The following is a 21921-nucleotide window of genomic DNA, read 5'->3' on the forward strand; positions in this document are numbered from 1 at the left end:
TCAAGCATATTTTTGATAAGCCCATGTTTTCATAGTAATCTTCCCGGTAAGCGCGAAAACTGCGGCATTCACACCACAAGCGATGTCGCCACCCGTTTTGTAGTACGGCTACCAAAAATACTCACCACGGAGACCCCATGAGAAGATTCCTCGCCGCCGCCCTGCTGGCGGCCTGTCACGCGCTGGCCGGCGCCCAGGACTACCGCATCGAGCAGGTCGAGCCGCCCTTCTGGTGGACCGGCATGGCGCACAAGCGGGTGCAGTTGATGGTCCACGGCCGCCAGATCGCCGAGCTGGAGCCCAGCCTGAGCTACCCCGGCGCGCGCATCGTCGACGTGGCGCGGGTGGCCAACCAGAACTACCTATTCATCACGCTGGAGTTGGCGGCGGACGTCGCGCCCGGCACGGCCACGCTGCGCTTCCAACGCGGCGCCCGCGTGCTGGCCTACGACTACCGGCTGCTGGCGCGCGCCGAAGGCTCGGCGCAGCGGTCCGGTTTTTCCGCCGCCGACGTGATCTACCAGCTGATGCCGGACCGCTTCGCCAACGGCGATCCGGCCAACGACAACCTGCCGGACATGCGCGAGCGGGCCGACCGCAAGGGCGGCTCCGGCCGCCACGGCGGCGACATCGCCGGCATCATCAAGCACCTCGACTACATCGCCGCGCAGGGCTACACCATGCTGTGGCCGACGCCGCTGCTGGAGTCCAACATGCCGCAGGGCTCCTACCACGGCTACGCCACCACCAACCATTACCGCGTCGACCCGCGCTACGGCAGCAACGACGACTATCTGCGGCTGGTGGCGCAGGCGCGCGCGCGCGGCATCGGCGTGATCCAGGACGTGGTGTTGAACCACATCGGCAGCGCGCACTGGTGGATGGCCGACCTGCCGACGCCGGACTGGATCAACCACCAGGGCCACTTCGTGCCGACCCAACACCACCGCGTCGCCGTGCAGGACCCGTACGCGGCGGCCGAGGACAAGCGCAACTTCACCGCCGGCTGGTTCGTCGAGGGCATGCCGGACCTGAACCAGCGCAACCCCTACGTCGCCAACTACCTGATCCAAAACGCCATCTGGTGGATCGAGTACGCCGGCCTGGCCGGCTTGCGGGTCGACACCTACAGCTATTCGGACACGGCCTTCCTGGGCGAATGGTCGCGCCGGCTGATGCAGGAGTATCCCAAGCTGAACCTGGTGGGCGAGGAGTGGAGTCCGCACACGGCGGTGGTGGCGCACTGGCAGGCCGGCACGCGCAACGCCGACGGCTACGTTTCGCACATGCCGAGCATGATGGACTTTCCGCTGGCCGACAGCCTGCGCCGCGCGCTGGCCGCCAAGGAAGGCGACGAGGTCGGCCTGACCGAGCTGTACGAGACGCTGTCGCAGGACCACCTGTACGGCGACGCCGGCAAGCTGGTGCTGTTCGAGGGCAACCACGACATGGCCCGTCTGTTCAGCGTGTTGCACGAGGACCAGCAGTTGTACCGCATGGCGCTGGCCTACGTGTTGACGGCGCCACGCATCCCGCAGATCTACGCCGGCACCGAGATCCAGATGAGCAGCACCGTCAAGGGCCGCGACGACGCCTCGTACCGGCGCGACTTCCCCGGCGGCTGGGCCGGCGACAAGGTCGACGCCTTCAGCGGCGCCGGCCTGAGCGCGGCGCAGTTGTCGGCGCAGGCCTACCTGCGCAAGTTGCTGAACTGGCGCAAGCAGCAGCCGGTGATCCACCACGGCAAGACCATGCACTTCGGCCCGGAGCACAACACCTATGTCTACTTCCGCTACGACGACAGCAAGAAGGTGATGGTGGCCATCAACAAGAACCGCAGCGAGACGGCGCTGCCGACGGCGCGCTTCGCCGAGATGCTGGACGGCGTGGCCGCCGGCGTCGACGTCGTCAGCGGCAAGCGCTATCCGCTGGCCGGTGAACTGCGTCTGCCGCCGCGCTCGGTGCTGGTGCTGGAGTTGCAGCCCTGAGCTGCCAGGCCGGGCCGCCGGCGCGGATCGCCGCGACCAGCGCCTCGGCCGAGACGGCGGCGCCGACCGCGTCGCCATAGGCTTGGTCGCAACCGAGCGCGGCGAGCCGGGCCAGCTGCGCCGGCGTCGCCACCGGGCCGGCGACGACACGCCGGCCGAGCGCGTGCGCCAGCTCGATGGCGGCGCGCAGCGGCGCCTGCGCCTCGGCCGCCTCAGTCTCGTCCGCCGCCATCTGTGCCTGCGCGGCGTCGAGCCACAAGGCATCGACGGCGAAGCGGCGCAGGTAGTTGAACGGCCCCCGGCCGCTGGCGTCGCGGATCGCCAGCCCCATGCCGCACTGGCGCAGGCGGTCCAGGATCGCCTCGCAGTCCTGCTGCTTGTCGATCAACATGGCGCGATCGAGCGCCAATTCGATGTGGCAGGCCGGCAGCCCCGCTTGGCGTAGCAGGGCGGCGAAGTCGACGGCCAGGTCCGGCTGAAAGAACTGGCGCGCCGACAAGGGCAGCGACACCGTCAGCGAGCAACCCTGCTCGATCCAGCGCGCGGCTTGGGCGGCGGCCGTTGCCAGCGCCCAAGCACCGACCGGCAGCGTCAATCCGCTTTGCTCGAACTCGTCGATGAACTCGGCAGGCGCCAGCAGCCCCAACTCGGGATGCCGCCAGCGCAACAGCGCCCTGGCGCCGACCACGCGCCCCGAGCGCAAGTCCAGCATGGGCTGGTAGCACAGCGCGAACTCCTGTTGCGCCAAGGCGCGCAGCGCGGCGCGGCACAAGGACGCGGCTTGGCGCAGTGGCGGCAAGGGAGGGATGGAGCGCCGGTCGGGGACGTCCGACTGGTCGAGTTCGCCGCGCCGGTCGAACGCTCCGCGCGGCGCCAGCTTGCCCTCGATCGACAGCGGGCCGACCATCCGCCGGCCGCGCGCGCGCCACCTCAGCAGGCAACGCAGGACCGGGCGGCGGGCCGCGGCGACGAGGACCGGCGCGGCGACGGCGACGGCGATGTTGAGAATGGCGGCGAGACGCATGCTTCCCCTTCCGTCCTGACTGGCCGCGCGGCGCCGGCACCGGCGCCGGCGGGGATCGAGGGACCCGGGGCAGGAGCAAGCATGGTAGCCGATCGTGCGGGCCGCACGGCAGCGTTCACTCAGCAGTTTGCGGGGAGTCAAAAATGCCGCGTCGGAGTTCGAATCGGACACGCCGGAGCTGAACTCCGGTGGATAAAATCGGTCTAAGCTGCGGGTGTCCACGGCAGAGGACGCCGGCCGCCGCCAGCGCCGGCGGCCGTGTCAGGTCGCGTCACGTCACATCACGCCTCCTCCCGCTGCGCTCAGCCCCGCGCCAGCGCCCGCTGTGGACGGCCCGCCGCCGGCAGGCGCGCCGGCGCGCCGCCGCCGTGCTCGTGCTCGTGCTCGTGCAGCTTGAAGACGCTGACCGCCTCGGCCAGGCTGGCGGCCTGTTGCTGCAGCGCGTCGGCGGCGGCGGCGGCCTGTTCGACCAGCGCGGCGTTCTGCTGGGTCACGCTGTCCATCTGGCTGATGGCGATGCTGATCTGCTCGATGCCGTCGCGCTGCTCGCCGCTGGCGATGGAGATCTCGCCGATGATGGCGGTGACCCGCTGCACGCTGCTGACCACCTCGTCCATCGTCTGGCCGGCCTGGCCGACCAGACGGCTGCCGGCCTCGACCCGCAGCACCGAGTCGCCGATCAGCTCCTTGATCTCCTTGGCGGCGGCGGCCGAGCGTTGCGCCAGGTTGCGCACCTCGGAGGCGACCACGGCGAAGCCCCTGCCCTGCTCGCCGGCGCGCGCCGCCTCGACCGCCGCGTTGAGCGCCAGAATATTGGTTTGGAAGGCGATGCCGTCGATGACGCTGATGATGTCGACGATCTTGCGCGACGATTCGTTGATCGCGCCCATGGTCTGCACCATCTGGTCGACCGCCGCGCCGCCGCGCTGCGCCACGCTGGAGGCGGTGTCGGCCAGCTTGCAGGCCTGCTCGGCGTTCTCGTTGTTCTGCTTGACGGTGGTGGTCAACTCGATCATCGAGGCGGCCGTCTCCTCCAGCGAGCTGGCCTGCTGCTCGGTGCGCGAGGACAGGTCGAGGTTGCCGGTGGCGATCTCGCTGGTGGCGGTGGCGATGGTGTCGGTGCCCAGCCGCACCCGGCCGACGATGCTGGCCAGGTTGCCCTGCATCAGCTTCAAGGCGCGCAGCAGGTCGCCGATCTCGTCGCGGCCGCCGGCCTTGACCTCGCTGCGCAGGTCGCCGGCGGCCACCGTCTGCGCCATGCCCACCGCCGCGCCCAGCGGCACGGTGATGCTGCGGATCAGCCAGACCACCGTCAGCGCGCCGACCACCAGGGTCAACAGCACGGTGGCGGCCATGGTCATGGTCGCCTTGCTGTGCTCGGCGGCGTTGGCCGCGCCCATCTCCAGCGTGACGCGGCGCGACTCCTTGTTGATGAAGGCGACGATGTCGTCGATCTTCTTGGTCGGCTCGCGGTCCATGCCCTTGACCAGGTTGTCGACGACATGGGCACTAGCCGGGTTGGCGCTGTCGTACTGCTTGAGCGCCTCGAGGTACTTGCTCATCAGCGTGCTCTGGGTCTGCAGCGCCTGGTCCACCAGCGGCGTGGCCAGTTGCAGCTTGGCCAGGATGGCGGCCAGCTTCTGCAGCTCGGCCCGGGTGCTCTCGCCGGTCTTGACGAAGGCCTTCGAGTACTTGTCGAAGTTGGCCGGGTCGTTGCCGCGCAACAGGGTGTTCTTCCACTCCTGCACCTCGATCTTGAATTCGACCTGGGCGCCGCGCGCCGTGTCGACGGCCTCGCCGAGCAGGTCGGCGCGGGCCATGGCGGCGGCGCTGCGGGCGTTGCTGCTGCTCAGCGCGCTCCAGCCGCCGGCGGCGACCACCATCAGCGCGGCGAAAAAGAAGCCGCCCAACAGCCCCAGGCGTACGCCGATTTTGAGATTGGCGAGTTGCATGACATCCCCCTTGTTCCAGCATTCATCCGAGAAAAATGCGATCAGAACTGTTCCGCCGCGCGTGCTGGGGCGGCGGTCGAACCGGGCTTTGTGCATGCGTCTTTTGGGCGCCGGCGGCGCGACAGGACAAAGCGATGAAAAACAACGACTTGAAAAACATCATGCGCTTGCACGTGGAAAAAGTCAGCAATTTCCACGAAGAAATCCATCCAATTCCCACCTCTGCAACATTCACATTCACATTCACATTCAGGCCGGCGCGGCGGCGAACTCCAGCCGGTAAAGGTTGGTCGGCCGTTGCTCCGCACCCAAGATGGTCGTTTCGACCAGCGCCAGGCCGAGCTTTTGCAGCAGCCGGTTCGAGACGATATTGTCCGGATTGGTGATGCCGAGCAGGCGCTTCAGGCCGACCCGGTCGCGGCCGTAGGCCAGCACGGCGGCGGCCGCCTCGTAGGCGAAGCCACGGCCCCACCAGGCCGGCCGGATGGCGTAGCCGATGTCGACGTCGGGCAGGGTGTCGCGCTTGATCAGGCCGCACATGCCGATCGCCGCGCCGCCGTCCTTCAGCTCGATCACATACATGGAATGGCCCAGCTCGCGCTGCATGGCGCAGGGCACCTGCTCGATGTAGGCGCGCGATTGCTCCAGGGTGCGGATGTTGCGGTCGCCGATGTAGCGCAGCCAGCTGGGGTCGTTGACCAGTTCCAGGTAGAAGGCGGCGTCGTCCACCTCGATGGTGCGCAGGGTCAGTCGTTCGGTGTCGAGTATGTGCATGAAGGAAAGGGGATGGGGAGGATTAATCGGCGCGGCGCAGGCGGAAGTCGACCTGTGGCGGCCGCCCCGGCAGGCTCAGCGTGGCGGCCGCGCGCGGCGCCTCGCTGACCACCTCGCCACGGCGCAGCACCAGGCGGCGCGCGGCGCGCAGGCGGATCGCCTCGACCGGGTCGGCGGCGTCGAGCAGCACCAGGTCGGCGTGGCAGCCGACGGCCACGCCGTAGCCGTCCAGGCCGAGGATGCGGGCCGGCGTCGTGGTCACCGCCGCGAAGCAGTCGAGCATGGCCTGCTGGCCGGTCATCTGCGCCACGTGCAGGCCCATCTGCGCCACCTCCAGCATGTCGCCCGAGCCCAGGCTGTACCAGGGGTCCATCACGCAGTCGTGGCCGAAGGCGACGTCGACGCCGGCGGCCAGCAGCTCGGGCACGCGGGTCATGCCGCGCCGCTTCGGATACGTGTCGTGGCGGCCCTGCAGGGTGATGTTGATGAGCGGGTTGGCCACCGCCGCCACGCCGGCCTCGCGGATCAGCGGCAGCAGCTTGCTGACGTAGTAGTTGTCCATCGAGTGCATCGAGGTCAGGTGCGAGCCGGTGACGCGGCCGTGCAGGCCCAGCCGGTTGCTGTGGTAGGCCAGCGTTTCGATGTGGCGCGACATGGGGTCGTCCGACTCGTCGCAGTGCATGTCGACGCGCAGGCCGCGCTCGGCGGCGAACTCGCACAGGATGCGCACCGACTCGGCGCCGTCGGCCATGGTGCGCTCGAAGTGCGGGATGCCGCCGACCACCTCGACGCCCATGCCGATGGCGCGCTTCAAATTGGCCAGCGCGCTCGGGCTGCGCAGCAGGCCGTCCTGCGGGAAGGCGACCAGTTGCAGATCGAGATAGGGGGCGACGCGGCGCTTGACCTCGAGCAGCGCCTCGACGGCCAGCAGGCGGTCGTCGCAGATGTCGACGTGGGAGCGGATCGCCAGCAGGCCGCGCGCCACCGCCCAGTCGCAGTACTGCAGGGCGCGGGCGATCAGCGCGTCCTGGGTCAATTGCGGCTTGAGCTCGCCCCACAGCGCGATGCCCTCGAGCAGGGTGCCGGACTGGTTGACGCGCGGCAGGCCGTAGCTCAGCGTGGCGTCCATGTGGAAGTGGGCGTCGACGAACGGCGCCGTGACCAGGTCGCCGGCGGCGTCGATCTCGCGTGCGCCGCGCACCGGCAGCGCGGCGCCGACGGCGGCGATGCGGCCGGCGGCGATGGCGATGTCGACGCCACGGCGGCCGTCCGCCAGGTTGGCGTTGCGAATGACTACATCCATGCCGGACTCCCCAGTGATCGCCCGCCTACTTTTTCCAGTAGGCGAATTCGGTTTCGTAGCAAACGTGTTCGATTTCGGCGATCTTGTCCTGCATCGCGGCTTGCGCATCGAGAATGGCTTGATTGTAGACAGAAGGGCCGATTTCGCGCAAACAATAATCGAGCAGCAACTTGGCCTTCAGTTCGCCCACCTCCTCGTCCAGGTTGGCGGCGCAATAGCGTTGGATCGAGCCGAGCAGGCGCTGTTCGACTTCTTTGTTGAGTTTGATGGACATGGTGGATGGCTTCGTCAGATTAATATTGTTGGGATTTATGTTGCATCGCATTAATTCAGCGCCGATTCCGCCGCCGGACCGCGTCGCGCCGCGGCAACGTTTGCGCCGTCCGATCCGCCGCCGCGACGGCCCGTGCCATTGCGGGGCATGGCTTGCAAGCTGGAATTGACTGTTCGGCGTGGCTCAAAAAATAACTTTCCAAGGCGGCGAATCGCCGCTAGAATGGGTTTATTGCAGCGCATCATAAACTTACTTCGCCCGCATTTGGGCGCCGCGACCGACCTCGGCGCAGGGCGCTGGATGCGGCGCCAGCCAGCATTTTAATCGTCCCAGGAGAAACCATGTTTTCGATCACCGAACAGTTTTCCGCAGCCACGAAATCGCAGTTGGAAGCACAGCTCAACCTCATCAACAACTTCGCCAGCAAGGCCGTCGAAAGCGCCGAGAAGGTCATCGCCCTGAATCTGAGCACCACCAAGGCGACGGTGGAAAAGTCGTCCAGCGCCGCGCAACAACTGCTGAGCGCCAAGGATGGCCAGGAGTTCTTCCGCCTGAGCGCCAGCCAGACGCCTAGCCTGGACCACCTGCTGGCCTACGGCCGCCAGTTGTTCACCATCGCCTCGGACGCCCAGGCGATCCTGCTGCAAAGCGCGCGCGAACAGATCAAGGACGCCAAGCCGGTGTTGTTGCTCGCCGCCTTGAGCGAAACCGTCGTCGTGCCGGCCGCCAAGGCCGAGGTCAAGACCGAGGTCAAGGCCGAGGTCAAGACCGTGGCCGAGGTGAAGGCCGCGCCGGTGCTCGAAGCCAAGCCGGTGGCAAAAGTTGAAGCCAAGGTCGAGGCCAAGGCCATTGCCGAGCCCAAGCTGGAAGACAACTTGGACGAAGAGGAAGACGAGGACGAGTACGAGGAAGTGCAACCGGAAGTTGTCGCCAAGCCGGTGGTCGCCGCCGCGCCGAAGCCGGCCGCCCCGGCGGTGGCCGACGCCAAACCGGCCGCGCCGGCCAAGAGCGCCGCCAAGCCTGCCTCGACCAAGAAGTAGGCTTCCCGCCGCGCACCAGCGGCTCGGCCGAGGGCCGAGCGGCGCCGCCAATAGCAAAAAAACCAACGGGCCTCGGCCCGTTTTGCGTTTCCGCGCGTTTTTACGCGATGTGTTCGCTTGTTGTATCCTAGCGAGCTTCACGCCCGCCGCGACCGCGCCGGCAGGCATCGTTTGCAAGGATATTCCATGAGTCTTTCCCGGCTGGTTATCGGCTTCGTGCGCCAGCACAGCCGAGCCTACCTGCTGGCCGGCGCCATGCTGGCCGGCGTGGCCGCGCTCAGCGTCTGGGTGCCGCGCAAGGTCGGCGCCATGATCGACGGCCTGGCCGCGCACCGCCTCGGCGGCGGCGAGCTGCTGCTCGAACTGGGCACGCTGCTGCTGATCGGCGTCGCCATCTACCTGCTGCGCGTCGGTTGGCGCCAAACCCTGTTCGCCGCCGCCTACCAGCTCGGCGTGTCGCTGCGCACCCGCCTGTACCAGCGGCTGGCGCGCCAGGGCCCCGGCTTCTACCAGCGCCAGCGCACCGGCGACCTGATGGCGCTGGCCACCAACGACATCGACGCCATCGAAATGGCCGCCGGCGAGGCGATGCTGGCCGGCTTCGACGGCACGCTGACCCTGCTGATGGTGCTCGGCATCATGCTGCTCGGCGTCGACTGGCGCCTGGCGCTGATCGCCCTGCTGCCCTTCCCGCTGATGGGCCTGGCCTTCTGGCGCATCTCCAGCCACATCCACACCGCCTCGACCGACTCGCTGCAGCGCTTCAGCGCCCTCAACGACCACGTGCAGGAAACCCTGGCCGGCGTGCGCACCCTGCGCGCGCTGGGCCTGGAGCAGCGCAGCGGCGCCCAGTTCGCCGAGCTGGCCGGCCACGCCGCCAAGGCCAGCCTGAGCGCGCAGGTGTGGGAGGCCGCCTACGAGCCGGCCGTCGGCCTGACCCTGGCCACCGCCAGCGCGCTGACCCTGGGCCTGGGCGGCTACCTGGTCTGGCAGGACCAGTTGACCATCGGCGCGCTGACCAGCTTCACCATGTACCTGGGCCAGTTGATCTGGCCGATGTTCGCCGCCGGCTGGGTGCTGTCGCTGATCGAGCGCGGCCGCGCCGCCTGGGCGCGCGTGCAGCCGATGCTCGAGATGCCGCTGGCCATCGAGGACGACGGCACGCTGGAACAGCTGGCGCCCGGCGCCATCGAGCTGCGCGGCGTCGGCTACCGCTACCCCGGCCAGGGCGTGGCGGCGCTGAGCGAGATCACGCTGACGCTGCGGCCGGGCCAGACGCTGGGCCTGGTCGGCGCCACCGGCAGCGGCAAGTCGACCCTGCTGCGCCTGCTGCTGCGCCAGTTGACGCCGCAGTCCGGCCGGCTGCAGTGGAGCGGCGCCGCGCTGGCCGACTACCGCCTGGCCACCCTGCGCGCGGCGATCAGCTGGGTGCCGCAGGAATCCTTCCTGTTCTCGGCCAGCATCGCCGACAACATCGCCCTGGCGCGGCCCGGCGCCAGCCAGGCCGAGATCGAGCGCGCCGCCGACCTGGCGGCGATCCACGACGACATCCTGCTGTTCCCGCAGGGCTACCAGACCGCCGTCGGCGAGCGCGGCATCACCCTCTCCGGCGGCCAGCGCCAGCGCGTGGCGATCGCCCGCGCCCTGCTGGCCGACAACGACCTGCTGCTGCTCGACGACGCCCTGTCGGCGGTCGACACCGGCACCGAGACGCAGATCCTGCGCCACCTGGAACAACTGCGCCTGGCCCGCCCCGGGCGCAGCGCCATCATCGCCAGCCACCGCCTCAGCGCGGTGGTCGGCGCCGACCTGATCGTGGTGCTGCGCGAGGGCCGCGTCAGCGAGAGCGGCAGCCACGAGGCGCTGCTGGCGCGCGACGGCTGGTACGCCAGCCAGTGGCGCTACCAACAACTGGAGGCCAGCCTGAATGCTGACTAAACCCGACGACACCTCGGCCCGCCGGCAGACCTGGCAGGCCTTCGCCCTGCTGCGCCGCGCCGCCCGGCCCGACCTGCGCCACTTGTACTGGGCCCTGCTGTGGCTGGTGCTGGCGGCCGCGCTGGAGGTCACCGGCCCGATCATGGGCAAGGCGCTGATCGACCAGCACCTGCTGCCGCGCCACTTGGACTGGCCGCGCATGGCGCTGCTGCTGGGCGGCCTGCTGCTCAGCGGCTGGATCGCCAGCGGCCTGCGCTACCTGCAGCTGGTGCGCCTGTCCGGCCTGGCCATGCGCTCGGTGCAGCGCCTGCGCGAGCAGGTCTACAACCACGTGCTGCGCCTGCCGATGGCCTTCTTCGACCGCGCCATCACCGGCCAGCTGGTGTCGCGCGTGACCAACGACACCGAGGCCGTCAAGACGCTGTACGTGCAGGTGCTGTTCGTCATGCTCGACAGCTCCATCGTCCTCATCGGCACGGTCTGCGCGATGGCCTGGCTGGACTGGCACCTGATGGTCATCGTGCTGGCGCTGCTGCCGGCGGTGCTGGCCATCGTCTGGCTGTACCAGCGCCTGAGCGCGCCGGCGGTGACGCGCGCGCGCGCCCTGCGCAGCGACATCAACGGCCAGATGGCCGAGTCGATCGGCGGCATGAGCGTGCTGCAGGCCTGCAACGCCGAGGCGCGCTTCGCCGCCCGCTTCGGCGCCACCAACGGGCAGCACTACCAGGCCCGCATGGCCGAGCTGCGCGCCAACGCCTGGCTGCTGCGGCCGGCGCTCGACATGCTCAACATCGTGCTGCTGGCGGCCGTCATCTTCGTCTTCGGCCAGCGCGACATGACCGCCACCGAGGTCGGCGTGCTGTACGCCTTCATCAGCTACATCGCCCGCGTGATCGAGCCGCTGATCCAGATCACCATGCAATTCAGCCAACTGCAGCAATCGGTGGTGGCCAGCGCCCGCGTCGCCGCCCTGCTGGCCGAGCCGGGCGCCGCCGAGCACCTGGCCGGCCGCGCCGAGCTGGCCACGCCCGCCGGCGCCGGCGCCGACGCCAGCCTGCCGGCGGTGGCCATCCGCCACCTCGACTTCGCCTACAAGCCGGGCCACCCGGTGTTGCACGACCTGTCGCTGGAGATCGCCCAGGGCGACTTCGTCGGCATCGTCGGCCACACCGGCAGCGGCAAGTCGACCCTGCTGTCGCTGCTGCTGCGCTTCTACCCGGTGCCGGCCGGCGCCATCACGCTGCACGGCGCGGCGCTGGCCGAGATTCCCAACGAGCGCTTCCGCGCCGACGTCGGCCTGGTGCCGCAGGACCCCTTCCTGCTGGCCGCCTCGGCGCGCGAAAACATCGACATGGGCCGAGGCCTGTCGCAGGCCGAGGTGGAGACGGCGGCGCGCGCCGCCCACGCCCACGACTTCATCGCCGCCCTCGAGCGGGGCTACGACACGCCGCTCGGCGAGGGCGGCTCGCGCCTGTCGGTGGGCCAGAAGCAGCTGATCGCCATCGCCCGCGCGCTGGCCGGCAGCCCGCGCATCCTGCTGCTCGACGAGGCCACCTCGCACATCGACAGCGCCACCGAGCAGATCGTCCAGGGCGCGCTTGACGAGCTGCGCGGCCGCGTCACCATCATCGCCATCGCCCACCGCCTGTCGACCATCCGCGCGGCCGATCGCATCGTCGTGCTCAACCACGGCCGCATCGCCGAGTCGGGCGGCCACGAGCAGCTGATGCGCATAGCCGGCGGCCTGTACCAGCGGCTCTACCTGCTGCAACAACTGGCGGCGTGACAGCCGGTGGCGCCGGCCGCGCGGCCGGCGCCGGCAGATGGCCGCGCCGCCCGTTGCTTGCTAAAAACGCACAGTTGATTGCGCTTTTTTTGTGGAAAAAAAACCCGCGGCGGCGGGATTTCTCGCTTGCAACAAGAATATAATTGTCTAGACACTTTGCGCAAAAATTGTGCAGTGCGGGACAAGGGGCGGCGCATTGGCAGGCATACGGGATTCTTCGGTATCACTAGGACTGCGCCGGCTGGCGGCGGCATGCTTGCTGCTGCCGGCGCTGGCCGGCGCGCAGACGGCGGTGGACAGCCAGCTGGCCGAGATCCGCGAACAGAGCCGCTTCGTGCCAGACAAGGCGCTGGCCCAGCTGCTCAAGCTGCAGGGCGAGGCGCAGAACGAGTCGGCCGCCACCCGCGCCGAGCTGATCAACCAACTCAGCCTGGCGCGCATGCGCCTGGGCCAGAACGAGGCGGCGCTGCCGCTGGCCGACGAGCTGATCGCCTTCGGCCGCCAACAGCGCAGCGACGCCATCATCGCCAAGGGCCTGCTGGCCAAGGCCTATGTGCTGTTCGCCATGACCGACGTCAAGGGCGCCCACCAGTTCGCCTTCGAGTCGGACCGCCTGGCGCAGACCACCAGCGACCTGGCGCTGCGCGTGCAGGCCGCGCTGTCGGCCGGCCAGGCCTACGCCGAGCAGGGCAACTTCCCGCCGGCGCTGGGCAAGATGCAGGGCGCCGTCGAGCTGGCGCGCCGGCTCGACGACCTGGTGCCGCTGGCCGCCGCGCTCAACTCCCAGGCCCGCCTGTACACCCAGATGAAGGAATACGAGCAGGGCTTCGCCGCGCTCGACGAGCTCATCGCGGTGGCCGGCAAGCTGCAGTCGCCCGGCCGCCTGGCCATGGCCAAGAGCACCGAGTACGGCCTGGCGATCGAGTCGCGGCAGACCCGCCGCGCCCTGCGCGCGCTGCAGGACGGCTTGGAGCTGGAGCGCCGGCTGGGGGCGCAGCGCATGATCGCGGTGACCCTGGTCAACCTGTCGGACAGCTACCTGAAGGAGCAGGACTACGCGCGCACCCTGCAGTACGCCAACGAGTCGCTGCAGGTCTCGCGCCGCAGCAACGACTCGGCCACCGAGGCCACCGCCCTGGTCAACATCGGCCAGGCCTACCTCGGCATGGGCCGCCTGGCCGACGGCAAGCGCAGCTTCGAGGCCGGCCTGGCCTTCTATGAGCGGGCCAACAGCCAGCCCGACCTGCAGGCCGTGCTGATCGAGTACGGCATGGCCTTGGAGCGCGCCGGCGACCTGCGCGGCGCCGTCGCCGCCTACCACCGCGAGCGCGCCATCTCCAACCAGCTGTTCGAGCGCCAGCGCCAGCAGGCCGTGCTCGAGCTGCAGGAGAAGTACGAGACCGAGAAGAAGCAGCGCCAGATCGAGCTGCTGCGGCGCGAGAACCAGGTCAAGGGCGCCGAGCTGGACAACCGGCGCCTGCAGCAGCGCGTCTGGTGGCTGCTGGCGCTGGTGTTCGCGCTGGCCGCCGTGATCGTCGGCCTGCTGTACCGCAAGGTGCGCCACGCCAACGCCCAGCTCGAGGTGAAGAATCTGGAGCTGAAGGCGCAGAGCGCGCTCGACCCGCTCACCTCGCTGTACAACCGGCGCCACTTCCAGGACTTCATGCGCAGCCAGCACCTGCCGGCGGCGCACCAGCCGGAGCTGCGCAAGGCGCACGGCGACGACATCGTCGGCGCCCTGTTCCTGCTCGACGTCGACCACTTCAAGCACGTCAACGACACCTACGGCCACGCCGCCGGCGACGCCGTGCTGCGCATGATCGCCGAGCACCTGCGCATCGCCCTGCGCGAGACCGACATGATCGTGCGCTGGGGCGGCGAGGAGTTCCTCGCCTTCCTGCCGGCCATCCCGCGGCACGGCATCGACGAAGTGGCGCGGCGCATCCTGAGCAGCATTTCGAGCCAGGCCGTGCTCTACCAGGGACGCAGCATCTCGGTCAAGGTCTCGCTCGGCTTCTCCCCCTTCCCGCTGGTGCCGGGCGAGGACGGCGCCGCGCTGCCGTGGGAGCGCGCCGTCAACCTGGTCGACATGGCGCTGTACCTGGCCAAGGCGCACGGCCGCAACCGCGCCTACGGCGTGCGCGGCTTCCACAACTTCGCGCAGACCTCGATGGAGGCCATCGAGCAGGACCTGGAGCGCGCCTGGCGCGCCGGCTTCGTCGACTTGACCGTGGTGCTCGGCGCCAGCGCCGACGGCGCGCCGGGCGAACCGGCGGCCGAGCAGCCGGCGCCGGCCGACAAGGTGTCGCCGGCCGGGGCGCCGGCGGCGCTGCGCAGCGGCGCCGGCTGAGCCGGCCCGCGCCCGCACGCTTCGAGGACGCCGCCAAGCCGCAACGGCGCAACGGCGCAACTTAGGGTCAGACCCTAGGGTCTGACCCTGGCCCTGCCCCGTGGGCTTCGCCGCCGGCTACTTGTCGGCCTTGCCGGCGGCGTCCTGCTCGCGCGCCTCCTGCGCCTTGGTCTGCAGCTTCTCGCCGGCCTGCTCGAGCTTCTTGCCGGCCGCCTCGGTGGCCTTGTTGAGCTCCTCGCCGGCGGCGCCGGTGGCCTTGTTGATCTTGTCGCTGGTCTCCTTGGCGGCGTCCTGGATCTGCTGGTTGGCCTGCTTGGCCGCCTCGGTCAGCTCGTGGCCGGCCTTGTCGGTGGCCTGGTCGAGCTTGCGGCCGGCCTGCTCGGCCGGGCCGGCGCCGATGGTGTCTTCCTTCTTCTGGCAGCCGGCCAGCCCGGCCAAACCGAGGGCCAGGGTGACGGCCAGGGCCGCCGGCAATACCGCTTGCGAAATGGTGCGCATGGTGTTCTCCTATGGGTTGGCACGACGATAACTTTCCGCCCACAGCATACACCGCCGCCGCCCGCTGCGAGCGCACAACAGCATGGAAAATGTCGATTGACAGCGCGCCGGCGAATCCCGACAATCGCACGACCGTTCACTTTTCGACAAGGCCAGGCCATGACCCAGCACACCGCCGCCGACAGCCGCAGCGCGCACCGCATCTGCCCCTTCTGCGAGGCCGCCTGCGGCCTGCTGGTCGAACACGACGGCGTCCACCCGCTGCGCGTGCGCGGCGACGAGGCCGACGTCTTCAGCGCCGGCTTCCTCTGTCCCAAGGCGGTGGCGCTGAAGGAGCTGCACGAGGACGCCGACCGCCTGCGCAGCCCGCTGATCAAGCGCGACGGCGTGTTCGTCGAGGCCAGCTGGGACGAGGCCTACGCCGAGATCGAACGGCGCCTGCTGCCCATCATCGCGCGCCACGGCGCCGACGCCGTCGCCACCGTGCTGGGCAACCCGGTGTCGCACAAGATGGGCCTGTCGCTGGCCTTCCCGCGCCTGGCGCGCGCGCTCGGCACGCGCAATATGTACTCGGCCTCCAGCGTCGACCAGGTGCCGAAGATGCTCTCGGTCGGCCTGATGTTCGGCAGCTGGCTGTCGGTGCCGGTGCCCGACATCGAGCGCTGCGACTTCCTGCTGATCCTCGGCGCCAATCCGATGGTGTCGAACGGCAGCCTGTGGACCGTGCCGGACTACCGCGGCAAGGCCAAGGCGCTGCGCGCGCGCGGCGGCAAGATCGTCGTGGTCGACCCGCGCCGCAGCGAGACGGCGCAGGCGGCCGACGCCCACCACTTCATCCGCCCCGGCGCCGACGTGTTCTTCCTGCTCGGCCTGGCCCACACCCTGTGCGACGAGGGCCTGGCGCGGCCCGGCCGGCTGGCCGAGCACCTGGCCGGCCTGGACCAGCTGCGCGCCGCCCTGCTGCCCTATGCGCCGGAAAAAATGGCGGCGCGCTGCGGCATCGCCGCCGCCACCATGCGCGAGCTGGCGCGCAGCCTGGCCGGCACCGAACGGGCCGCCGTGTACGGCCGCATCGGCACCTGCACCCAGCAGTACGGCACGCTGTGCTCGTGGCTGATCGACGTCGTCAACATCCTCAGCGGCCACCTCGACAGCGAGGGCGGCGCCATGTTCCCGCGCGCCGCCGCCTTCGCCGCCAACACCCGTGGCAAGCCGGGCACGGGACGCGGCGTGGTCAGCGGCCGCTACCGCAGCCGCGTCTCGGCCGCGCCCGAGGTGGCCGGCGAGCTGCCGCTGACCTGCCTGTCCGAGGAGATCGACACGCCCGGCCCCGGCCAGATCAAGGCGCTGATCGCCATCGCCGCCAACCCGGTGCTGTCGGCGCCCAACGGCGCCCGCCTGGCCGCCGCGCTCGACGGCCTCGACTTCATGCTCAGCCTCGACATCTACCTCAACGAGACCTCGCGCCACGCCGACGTCATCCTGCCCGGCGTCTCGCCGCTGGAGGACGGCCACTACGACGTCAGCTTCACCCAGTTCTCGCACCGCAACCACGCCCGCTACAGCGCGCCCGTGCTGGCGCGCCCGGCCGGCCAGCCCGACGAGTGGGACAGCATGCTGCGCCTGGCCGCCATCGTCCAGGGCCACGGCTGCAACGCCGACATCGCCGCGCTCGACCAGGCCGCGCTGGAGCAGGAGGTGGCCAAGGCGGCCGGCGCCGCCGCGCCGCAGGTGCTGGCCGCGCTGGCGCCGCTGTCCGGCGTCGAGCGGGTGCTCGACCTGGCCCTGCGCAGCGGGCCCTACGGCGACCAGTTCGGCGCCCAGCCGGGCGGCCTGACGCTGGCCAAGATCAAGGCGGCGCCGTCCGGCATCGACCTGGGCGCGCTGGCGCCGCGCGTCCCCGAGCTGCTGCGCACGCCGTCGGGCAAGATCGAGCTGGCGCCGGCCGCGCTGCTGGCCGACCTGGCCCGCGTCGCCGCCGACCTGGCCGCGCCGGCGCCGACCGCGCCGCTGGTCATCATCGGGCGCCGCCAGCTGCGCTCCAACAACAGCTGGATGCACAACCTGCCGGTGCTGGCCAAGGGCGCCTTCCGCTGCACCGCGCTGCTGCACCCGGCCGACGCGCAGCGCCTCGGCCTGGCCGACGGCGCGCGCGCCGAGATCAGCAACGGCGCGCGGCGCATCGAGGCGCAGGTGGAGCTGAGCGAGGAGATGATGCCCGGCGTGGTCAGCCTGCCGCACGGCTGGGGCCACGACCTGCCCGGCGCGAAGCTGGGCGTGGCGGCCGAGCGGCCCGGCGCCAACCTCAACGCCCTGCTCGACGAAACGCTGCGCGACCCGCTGTCGGGCAACGCCGTGCTGTCCGGCGTGGCGGTGCAGATGCGGCCCCTGTAGTTGACGCGGTTGACATGGGTTCTCGGCGGTGTAAACTCTGTTGTATCGATTGGAGTCCATCATGTCTGCAGCGAGTGTAAAAAAAAGTCCTACAGTCCAGCGGAAGAAACGTGCTCCGCAAGAGCTTAGCGCAGCCGAAAAATCCTTTGCGGCGCATCGGGCCGGAGAACACTCGGTTTTTTCAGCCGCAGACGTGGAACGATCCGCCGACCTCGGCGGAGGTTACGTGATTGTCAAGTTTCGTGACTCGCGGCCCGCCAAGCTGCGCAGCCAAAGCATGCCGGGGACTCCGATAGAGCTTCTTGACACGAGTTTCCCGAAAATCCCGCGCAGCAAGGTCAAAGGCTTGCTGGAACGCTATGCCGTCCCCGCGAAGGTCTTGCGCCTCGCTGACAATCGTGAAAACGATGAATTCACCGCCAAGCTCAATAGTCAGAGCCTGCTATCCAGGCAGAAGCACCTGGAAGAAGGTAACTTGTTGACCTCGTCCGATATTTGCCAGCGTCTCGCGTTCAGCCGCCAAGCGCTGAGTAAAGCTGTTAAGGAATTCCGCATCTTCTCGATCGAGGGACCGTCGAACTCCCAGCTGTATCCGGCTTTTTTTGCGAGCGATAAACCGGAGCGCCGCGAATTGGAAAAAGTTTCCCAAGCCTTGGGCGATATGCCCGGTCCGAGCAAGTGGGAGTTCTTCATCACGCCAAAGACTTCCTTGGGCGGCCGCAGCCCGGTTGCGGCAGTGGCAGAAGGTGATTTACAGCGCGTCCTCGCTGCGGCCTCCGGTTTCAAGGGGCGCTAACTTGACGGCGAAACCTCTTGGCTTACCGCCAACGGTTCTTTCCACAGACAAGCAGCCTGTAACATACCTCTCGCCCGACAAGCTCTTTAGGATCAGTGCCTATACGGATGGTGAACCTTACTTTGGCCATTCAGGAGCCAACCGATTCGATGCGCCAGGGTGCCTCGCCGGCGCCCCTCCCTGCTCCGCGCCGCCCCGCCCGGGCCCTCAATCGAAGCTGACCTCCTTGCGGTTGTCGCGCGAGACCCGGTCGATCATCTTGTTGTATGGGTCGACACCGACGTCGAAGGGCTTGTCCTTGACCGTCACCGTGACGCTCGGCTCGGCGCCGGACAGCAGGCGCTTGTCGCTGAACAGCACGCGCTCGTCCTTCTCCTTGGCGCCGGCCGGGCGGGCGAAGACGGCGATCTCGACCGGCTCGTCGTAGGCGCGCGGCGTCTCCCTGCCCTTGCCGTCGGCCTCCATCTTCGCCAGGTGCAGCTTCATCGTCACGTCCCACTGGCCGTCGGCGCGCTTGACCGCCTTCGCCTCGACCACCCGGTTGTCGTAGAAGACGATCTTCTCGAACAGGTCGGTGATCAGTGCCTGCTTGTCGGCCGGCGCCTCGGCGCGGATGTAGGCCAGCAGCTCCTTGGAGGTGGTGAACGGCGCCTGCTGGAAGCCCTTGTCCTGCAGGTAGCGCTTGAGCGCGCGGTTGAGCGGCGCCTCGCCGATCTCGTCGCGCAGGCGGTAGAACACCAGGCTGCCCTTGCGGTAGTGGAGGTACTGCTGGCCCTCCACCTTGTACAGCGGCAGCTCCTCGACCAGCTCGCCGCCACGGTCGCGCAGATAGCGGTCCAGCTCGAAGCGCAGGAAGCGGCGCAGCTTCTCGCGGCCGTACTCCTTCTCCATCACCATCATGGCCGAATACTGCGCCAGCGATTCCATCAGCATGGTCGAACCCTGCACCTGGGCGCCGACCACCTGGTGGCCCCACCACTGGTGCGCCATCTCGTGCGCGGTGACGTAGAAGACGTAGTCGATGTCGTCCTTGTCGCGCAGGTCGGCGATGAAGCCTATGCCCTCGGAGAACGGGATGGTATTGGCGAACGACTGGGCGAACTGGGAGTAGGTTGGAAACTCCAGAATGCGCACCTGCTTGTGCTGGTAGGGCGTGAACTGGGTGGAGAAATAGTCGAGCGACTTCTGCACCGACTCTACCATGCGGCCGGTGTTGTAGCCGTGCTTCTTGTCGTAGTAGACCTCGATCGGCAGGCCCTTCCACTCGGCCCTCCTGACCTCCCACTTGGCCGACAGGTAGGCGAAGAAGGGCATCGTCGGCTGGTCCATCTTGTAGTGGAAGTAGCGGCGGCCGTCGCGCTCCCAGCTCTTTTGCAGGTAGCCGGGCGCCATGGCGATCTGCTCGGCGCTGGTCGAGACGGTGGTGTCGAAGTTGATCCAGTCGGCCTCGCCGCCGAACACCGCGTCGACGTAGGCGGCCGTGTCCTCCAGCTTGCGCATGCGCTCCGGTTCGCCCAGGCCGCGCTTGCGCCGCTCGTTGCGATCGACCAGCTCGCGGCCACGGTCGTAGCCGAAGTGCGGGAAGAACTCCTGGTTGTTGAAGAAGCTGCCGTTCAGGTTCAACGTGTCGGGCGCGCCGCTGTTGGTGAAGCCGGCGCGGCGCACCTCGACGCTGAAGTCGAGCGCCAGCCGCTGGCCGGGCGCCAACGGCTGCGCCAGCTTGACGATCTTGAAGCCGAGCTGCTTGTCGTCCAAGGTCAGCTGGTGCGCCGGCAGGTTCTCCCAGCGGGTCCGCTCGTCCGGATTCTCCTGGATGCGCAGGGTGTCGAGCGGCGCGTTGGTCTTGTTCTCCAACACGTAGTGGCCGCGCACGGCGACGCGCCGCTCGGCCGGGAAGATGTCGACGTCGGCGCGCACGTCGGTGATCTTCGGCTGCGGCAGGTCGACGTATTGGCGGTACAGCTTCTCGTAGCGCGCCTGCAGGTCCATCTGGGCGTCGGAGGCGCGGTAGGTGTTGAGCACGTTGGTGTTGTAGAAGATCCAGCCGCCGGTGGCGGCGAAGGCGGCCAGGCTGAGCGCCAGCGCCGCGCCGGCGCCGCCGCGCAGGCGGCGGCCGGCCAGGCGGACGCGCGAGCGCCAGTCGACCGACAGGCCGCGCCCCCAGAACGCCTGGGCGACGATCAGCAAGGCCAGCGTGAACAGGCCCCAGTACAGGGCGAACCAGGACCAGCCGGTGAGGAAGTGGCCGTAGCCGTTCATCTCCGAATACGGGCTGGCCGGCAGCGCGCCGACGCTGTACAGGTTGTGGTCGAAGTGCATGACGCCCATGACGATCTGCGCCACCATCAGCACGATCATCAACAGGTAGCCGATGAACTTGTTGTTGGTCAGCACCTGCAAGCAGACGGCGATCAGGCCCATCAGGATGAACGGCGTGGCGCTCAGCAGGCTGCCTTGCAGGTACAGCAGCGGCTCGACCGGGGCGCCGCCCTTGAACAGCTGGAAGGCCATCGCCGCCAGCACGCCGGCCAGCAGGAAGCCGAGCACCACGCCGACCATGGCCAGGCTCTTGGCCAGCAGCGGCGCCCAGTTCGGCACCGGCATGGCGTCGCTGACGTCGGCGATCTTGGCCTGGCGCTCCTTGAAGATCAGTTCGCCGGCGTAGAAGGTGACGACGATGATCAACATGAAGTTGAAGCTGCTGTTCATCGTCCGCAGCATCAGGTAGCTCCTCGGGTAAAGCGCCGTGCCGAACATCGCGTCGGCGGCGCTGGCGCTGCCGATCAGGTTGGCCACGCCGAGCAGCAGCAGCACCAGGAAGGGTACGCTTTTGAACACGGCGCCGGCGTCGAAGCAGAAGATGCGCCAGCACTGCGTCCAGCCGGTGGCGGCGCCGAAGCGCGGTTCGATGCGCGGCAGCAGCAGCGGCGCCGTGGCGACAAGCGCGACGGGCGCGGCGGCGGCCGGCTTGGCCTGGCCGAACAGGCGGCGGCCGGTGCCGGCGCGCTGCGGCTTGAACAGCGCCACGGTGGCGCCGAACATCAGCAGCGCGACGCCGCTCCACAGCGCGCGGTTGGCCAGCAGGTAGCCGCCCAGCGCCGGCAGGCCGCTGTTGGCCTCGGCGGCGGAGTAGTAGCGCGTCATGCGGCCGAAGGCGCGCACGCCGAACGGGTCGATCAGCACGGCGATCCACTCGTTGTTGATGTCGCGGGTGAACACACCGGCCACCACCCACAGCACGAACAGGGCCAGCACGCCGACGTAGACCAGCATCATCGAGCGGGTGGTGGCGGCCAGCAGCATCAGCAGCGCGCCGATGAACAACAGGTTGGGCAGCACCAGCACGGCGAAGGTCCACAGGTAGGCGGCGCCGGGGAAGGGGCCGACGCGGGCCTGGTCGACCCAGGGCATCAGCGGGCCGAGCATGGCGCCGGCGGCGATCACCACGAAGATCAGCAGGCAGGCCACCAGGCCGGCGGCGAAGCGGCCGAACAGGTAGTCGAGCTTGCGCATCGGCGTGGCAAACAGCATGTCGGAGATGCCGACCTCGCTGTCGCGCAGCACGGCGCCGGCGATGAAGATGGTGACGATGAACATCGAGATCACGCTGAAGCTGCCCAGCAGCTGTGCCACCACGGTGGGCGCGTTGCGGTTGACGTTGCCGATGGCGCCGCCGACCTGGATCGCATCGCTGGTGGTGGCGCCGAAGGCCATCGCGGCGAGCAGCAGCGCGCTGACCCACAGCAGCGGCTGGCGCAGCTGGTAGTCCAGGTCAAACTTGAAAAATTCCCTCCACATGGCGCG

The 21921-nt window shown here is 69.0% G+C and carries 15 protein-coding genes; 7 read left to right on the plus strand and 8 right to left on the minus strand.

Features of this window, described 5'->3' with window-relative positions:
* Window positions 1–137: 137 nt before the first annotated feature.
* On the plus strand, window positions 138–1988 hold the full coding sequence (locus BM252_RS06060) for a glycoside hydrolase family 13 protein (RefSeq protein ID WP_093385009.1): 1851 nt from the start codon (window positions 138–140) through the stop codon (window positions 1986–1988).
* On the opposite strand, the gene BM252_RS06065 is transcribed toward BM252_RS06060, so the two are convergent.
* From BM252_RS06065 to BM252_RS06085, 6 genes are all read right to left on the minus strand, one after another.
* Window positions 1909–3012: an EAL domain-containing protein gene (locus tag BM252_RS06065; RefSeq protein ID WP_093385012.1), complete on the minus strand. Its 1104-nt coding sequence runs from the start codon at window positions 3010–3012 to the stop codon at window positions 1909–1911. The two genes, BM252_RS06060 and BM252_RS06065, sit on opposite strands and share 80 nt — an antisense overlap.
* A 302-nt stretch (window positions 3013–3314) precedes the next feature.
* Window positions 3315–4964, minus strand: coding sequence for a methyl-accepting chemotaxis protein (locus tag BM252_RS06070; protein WP_093385014.1), 1650 nt, complete (start codon window positions 4962–4964; stop codon window positions 3315–3317).
* A gap of 41 nt (window positions 4965–5005) precedes the next feature.
* Window positions 5006–5173 carry a hypothetical protein gene (locus tag BM252_RS30875; RefSeq protein ID WP_174900432.1) on the minus strand — a complete coding sequence of 56 codons (168 nt, stop codon included), beginning with the start codon at window positions 5171–5173 and terminating at the stop codon, window positions 5006–5008.
* Window positions 5174–5213: 40 nt separating this feature from the next.
* Entirely contained in the window at window positions 5214–5738 is a 525-nt protein-coding gene (locus BM252_RS06075) for a GNAT family N-acetyltransferase (protein ID WP_093385017.1), read from the minus strand.
* A 22-nt stretch (window positions 5739–5760) separates the two neighbouring features.
* Window positions 5761–7041: an amidohydrolase family protein gene (locus BM252_RS06080; RefSeq protein ID WP_093385020.1), complete on the minus strand. Its 1281-nt coding sequence runs from the start codon at window positions 7039–7041 to the stop codon at window positions 5761–5763.
* Between the two features lie 25 nt (window positions 7042–7066).
* Complete coding sequence (locus BM252_RS06085; protein WP_093385022.1) at window positions 7067–7315, minus strand: DUF2164 domain-containing protein; 249 nt, start codon at window positions 7313–7315, stop codon at window positions 7067–7069.
* A gap of 341 nt (window positions 7316–7656) precedes the next feature.
* Here BM252_RS06085 and BM252_RS06090 point away from each other — a divergent pair, with 341 nt between their 5' ends.
* The 4 genes from BM252_RS06090 (at window position 7657) to BM252_RS06105 (ending at window position 14429) form a co-directional block, all read left to right on the plus strand.
* Window positions 7657–8355 (plus strand): phasin family protein, encoded by a 699-nt coding sequence (locus tag BM252_RS06090; protein ID WP_093385025.1) that lies wholly within the window; start codon window positions 7657–7659, stop codon window positions 8353–8355.
* Between the two features lie 186 nt (window positions 8356–8541).
* A complete protein-coding gene (locus tag BM252_RS06095; protein WP_093385028.1) occupies window positions 8542–10293 on the plus strand; it encodes an ABC transporter transmembrane domain-containing protein in 1752 nt (583 codons plus the stop codon).
* Window positions 10283–12079, plus strand: coding sequence for an ABC transporter ATP-binding protein (locus tag BM252_RS06100; protein WP_093385183.1), 1797 nt, complete (start codon window positions 10283–10285; stop codon window positions 12077–12079). The genes BM252_RS06095 and BM252_RS06100 overlap by 11 nt, the downstream gene beginning before the upstream one ends.
* Window positions 12080–12335: 256 nt before the next feature.
* Window positions 12336–14429 carry a GGDEF domain-containing protein gene (locus BM252_RS06105; protein WP_342742461.1) on the plus strand — a complete coding sequence of 698 codons (2094 nt, stop codon included), beginning with the start codon at window positions 12336–12338 and terminating at the stop codon, window positions 14427–14429.
* A 117-nt stretch (window positions 14430–14546) separates the two neighbouring features.
* Here BM252_RS06105 and BM252_RS06110 read toward each other — a convergent pair whose 3' ends face one another.
* Window positions 14547–14927 carry an apolipophorin gene (locus BM252_RS06110; protein WP_093385030.1) on the minus strand — a complete coding sequence of 127 codons (381 nt, stop codon included), beginning with the start codon at window positions 14925–14927 and terminating at the stop codon, window positions 14547–14549.
* A gap of 159 nt (window positions 14928–15086) precedes the next feature.
* Here BM252_RS06110 and BM252_RS06115 point away from each other — a divergent pair, with 159 nt between their 5' ends.
* Both BM252_RS06115 and BM252_RS06120 read left to right on the plus strand, forming a co-directional pair.
* A complete protein-coding gene (locus BM252_RS06115) occupies window positions 15087–17321 on the plus strand; it encodes a molybdopterin-dependent oxidoreductase (RefSeq protein WP_093385033.1) in 2235 nt (744 codons plus the stop codon).
* 61 nt (window positions 17322–17382) lie between these two features.
* Entirely contained in the window at window positions 17383–18117 is a 735-nt protein-coding gene (locus BM252_RS06120) for a hypothetical protein (protein WP_139236314.1), read from the plus strand.
* A gap of 207 nt (window positions 18118–18324) precedes the next feature.
* Here BM252_RS06120 and BM252_RS06125 read toward each other — a convergent pair whose 3' ends face one another.
* On the minus strand, window positions 18325–21915 hold the full coding sequence (locus BM252_RS06125) for a M1 family aminopeptidase (protein WP_093385038.1): 3591 nt from the start codon (window positions 21913–21915) through the stop codon (window positions 18325–18327).
* Window positions 21916–21921 lie beyond the last annotated feature (6 nt).

Source organism: Rugamonas rubra (assembly GCF_900114705.1).
GTDB classification, from domain to species: Bacteria; Pseudomonadota; Gammaproteobacteria; order Burkholderiales; family Burkholderiaceae_D; genus Rugamonas; species Rugamonas rubra.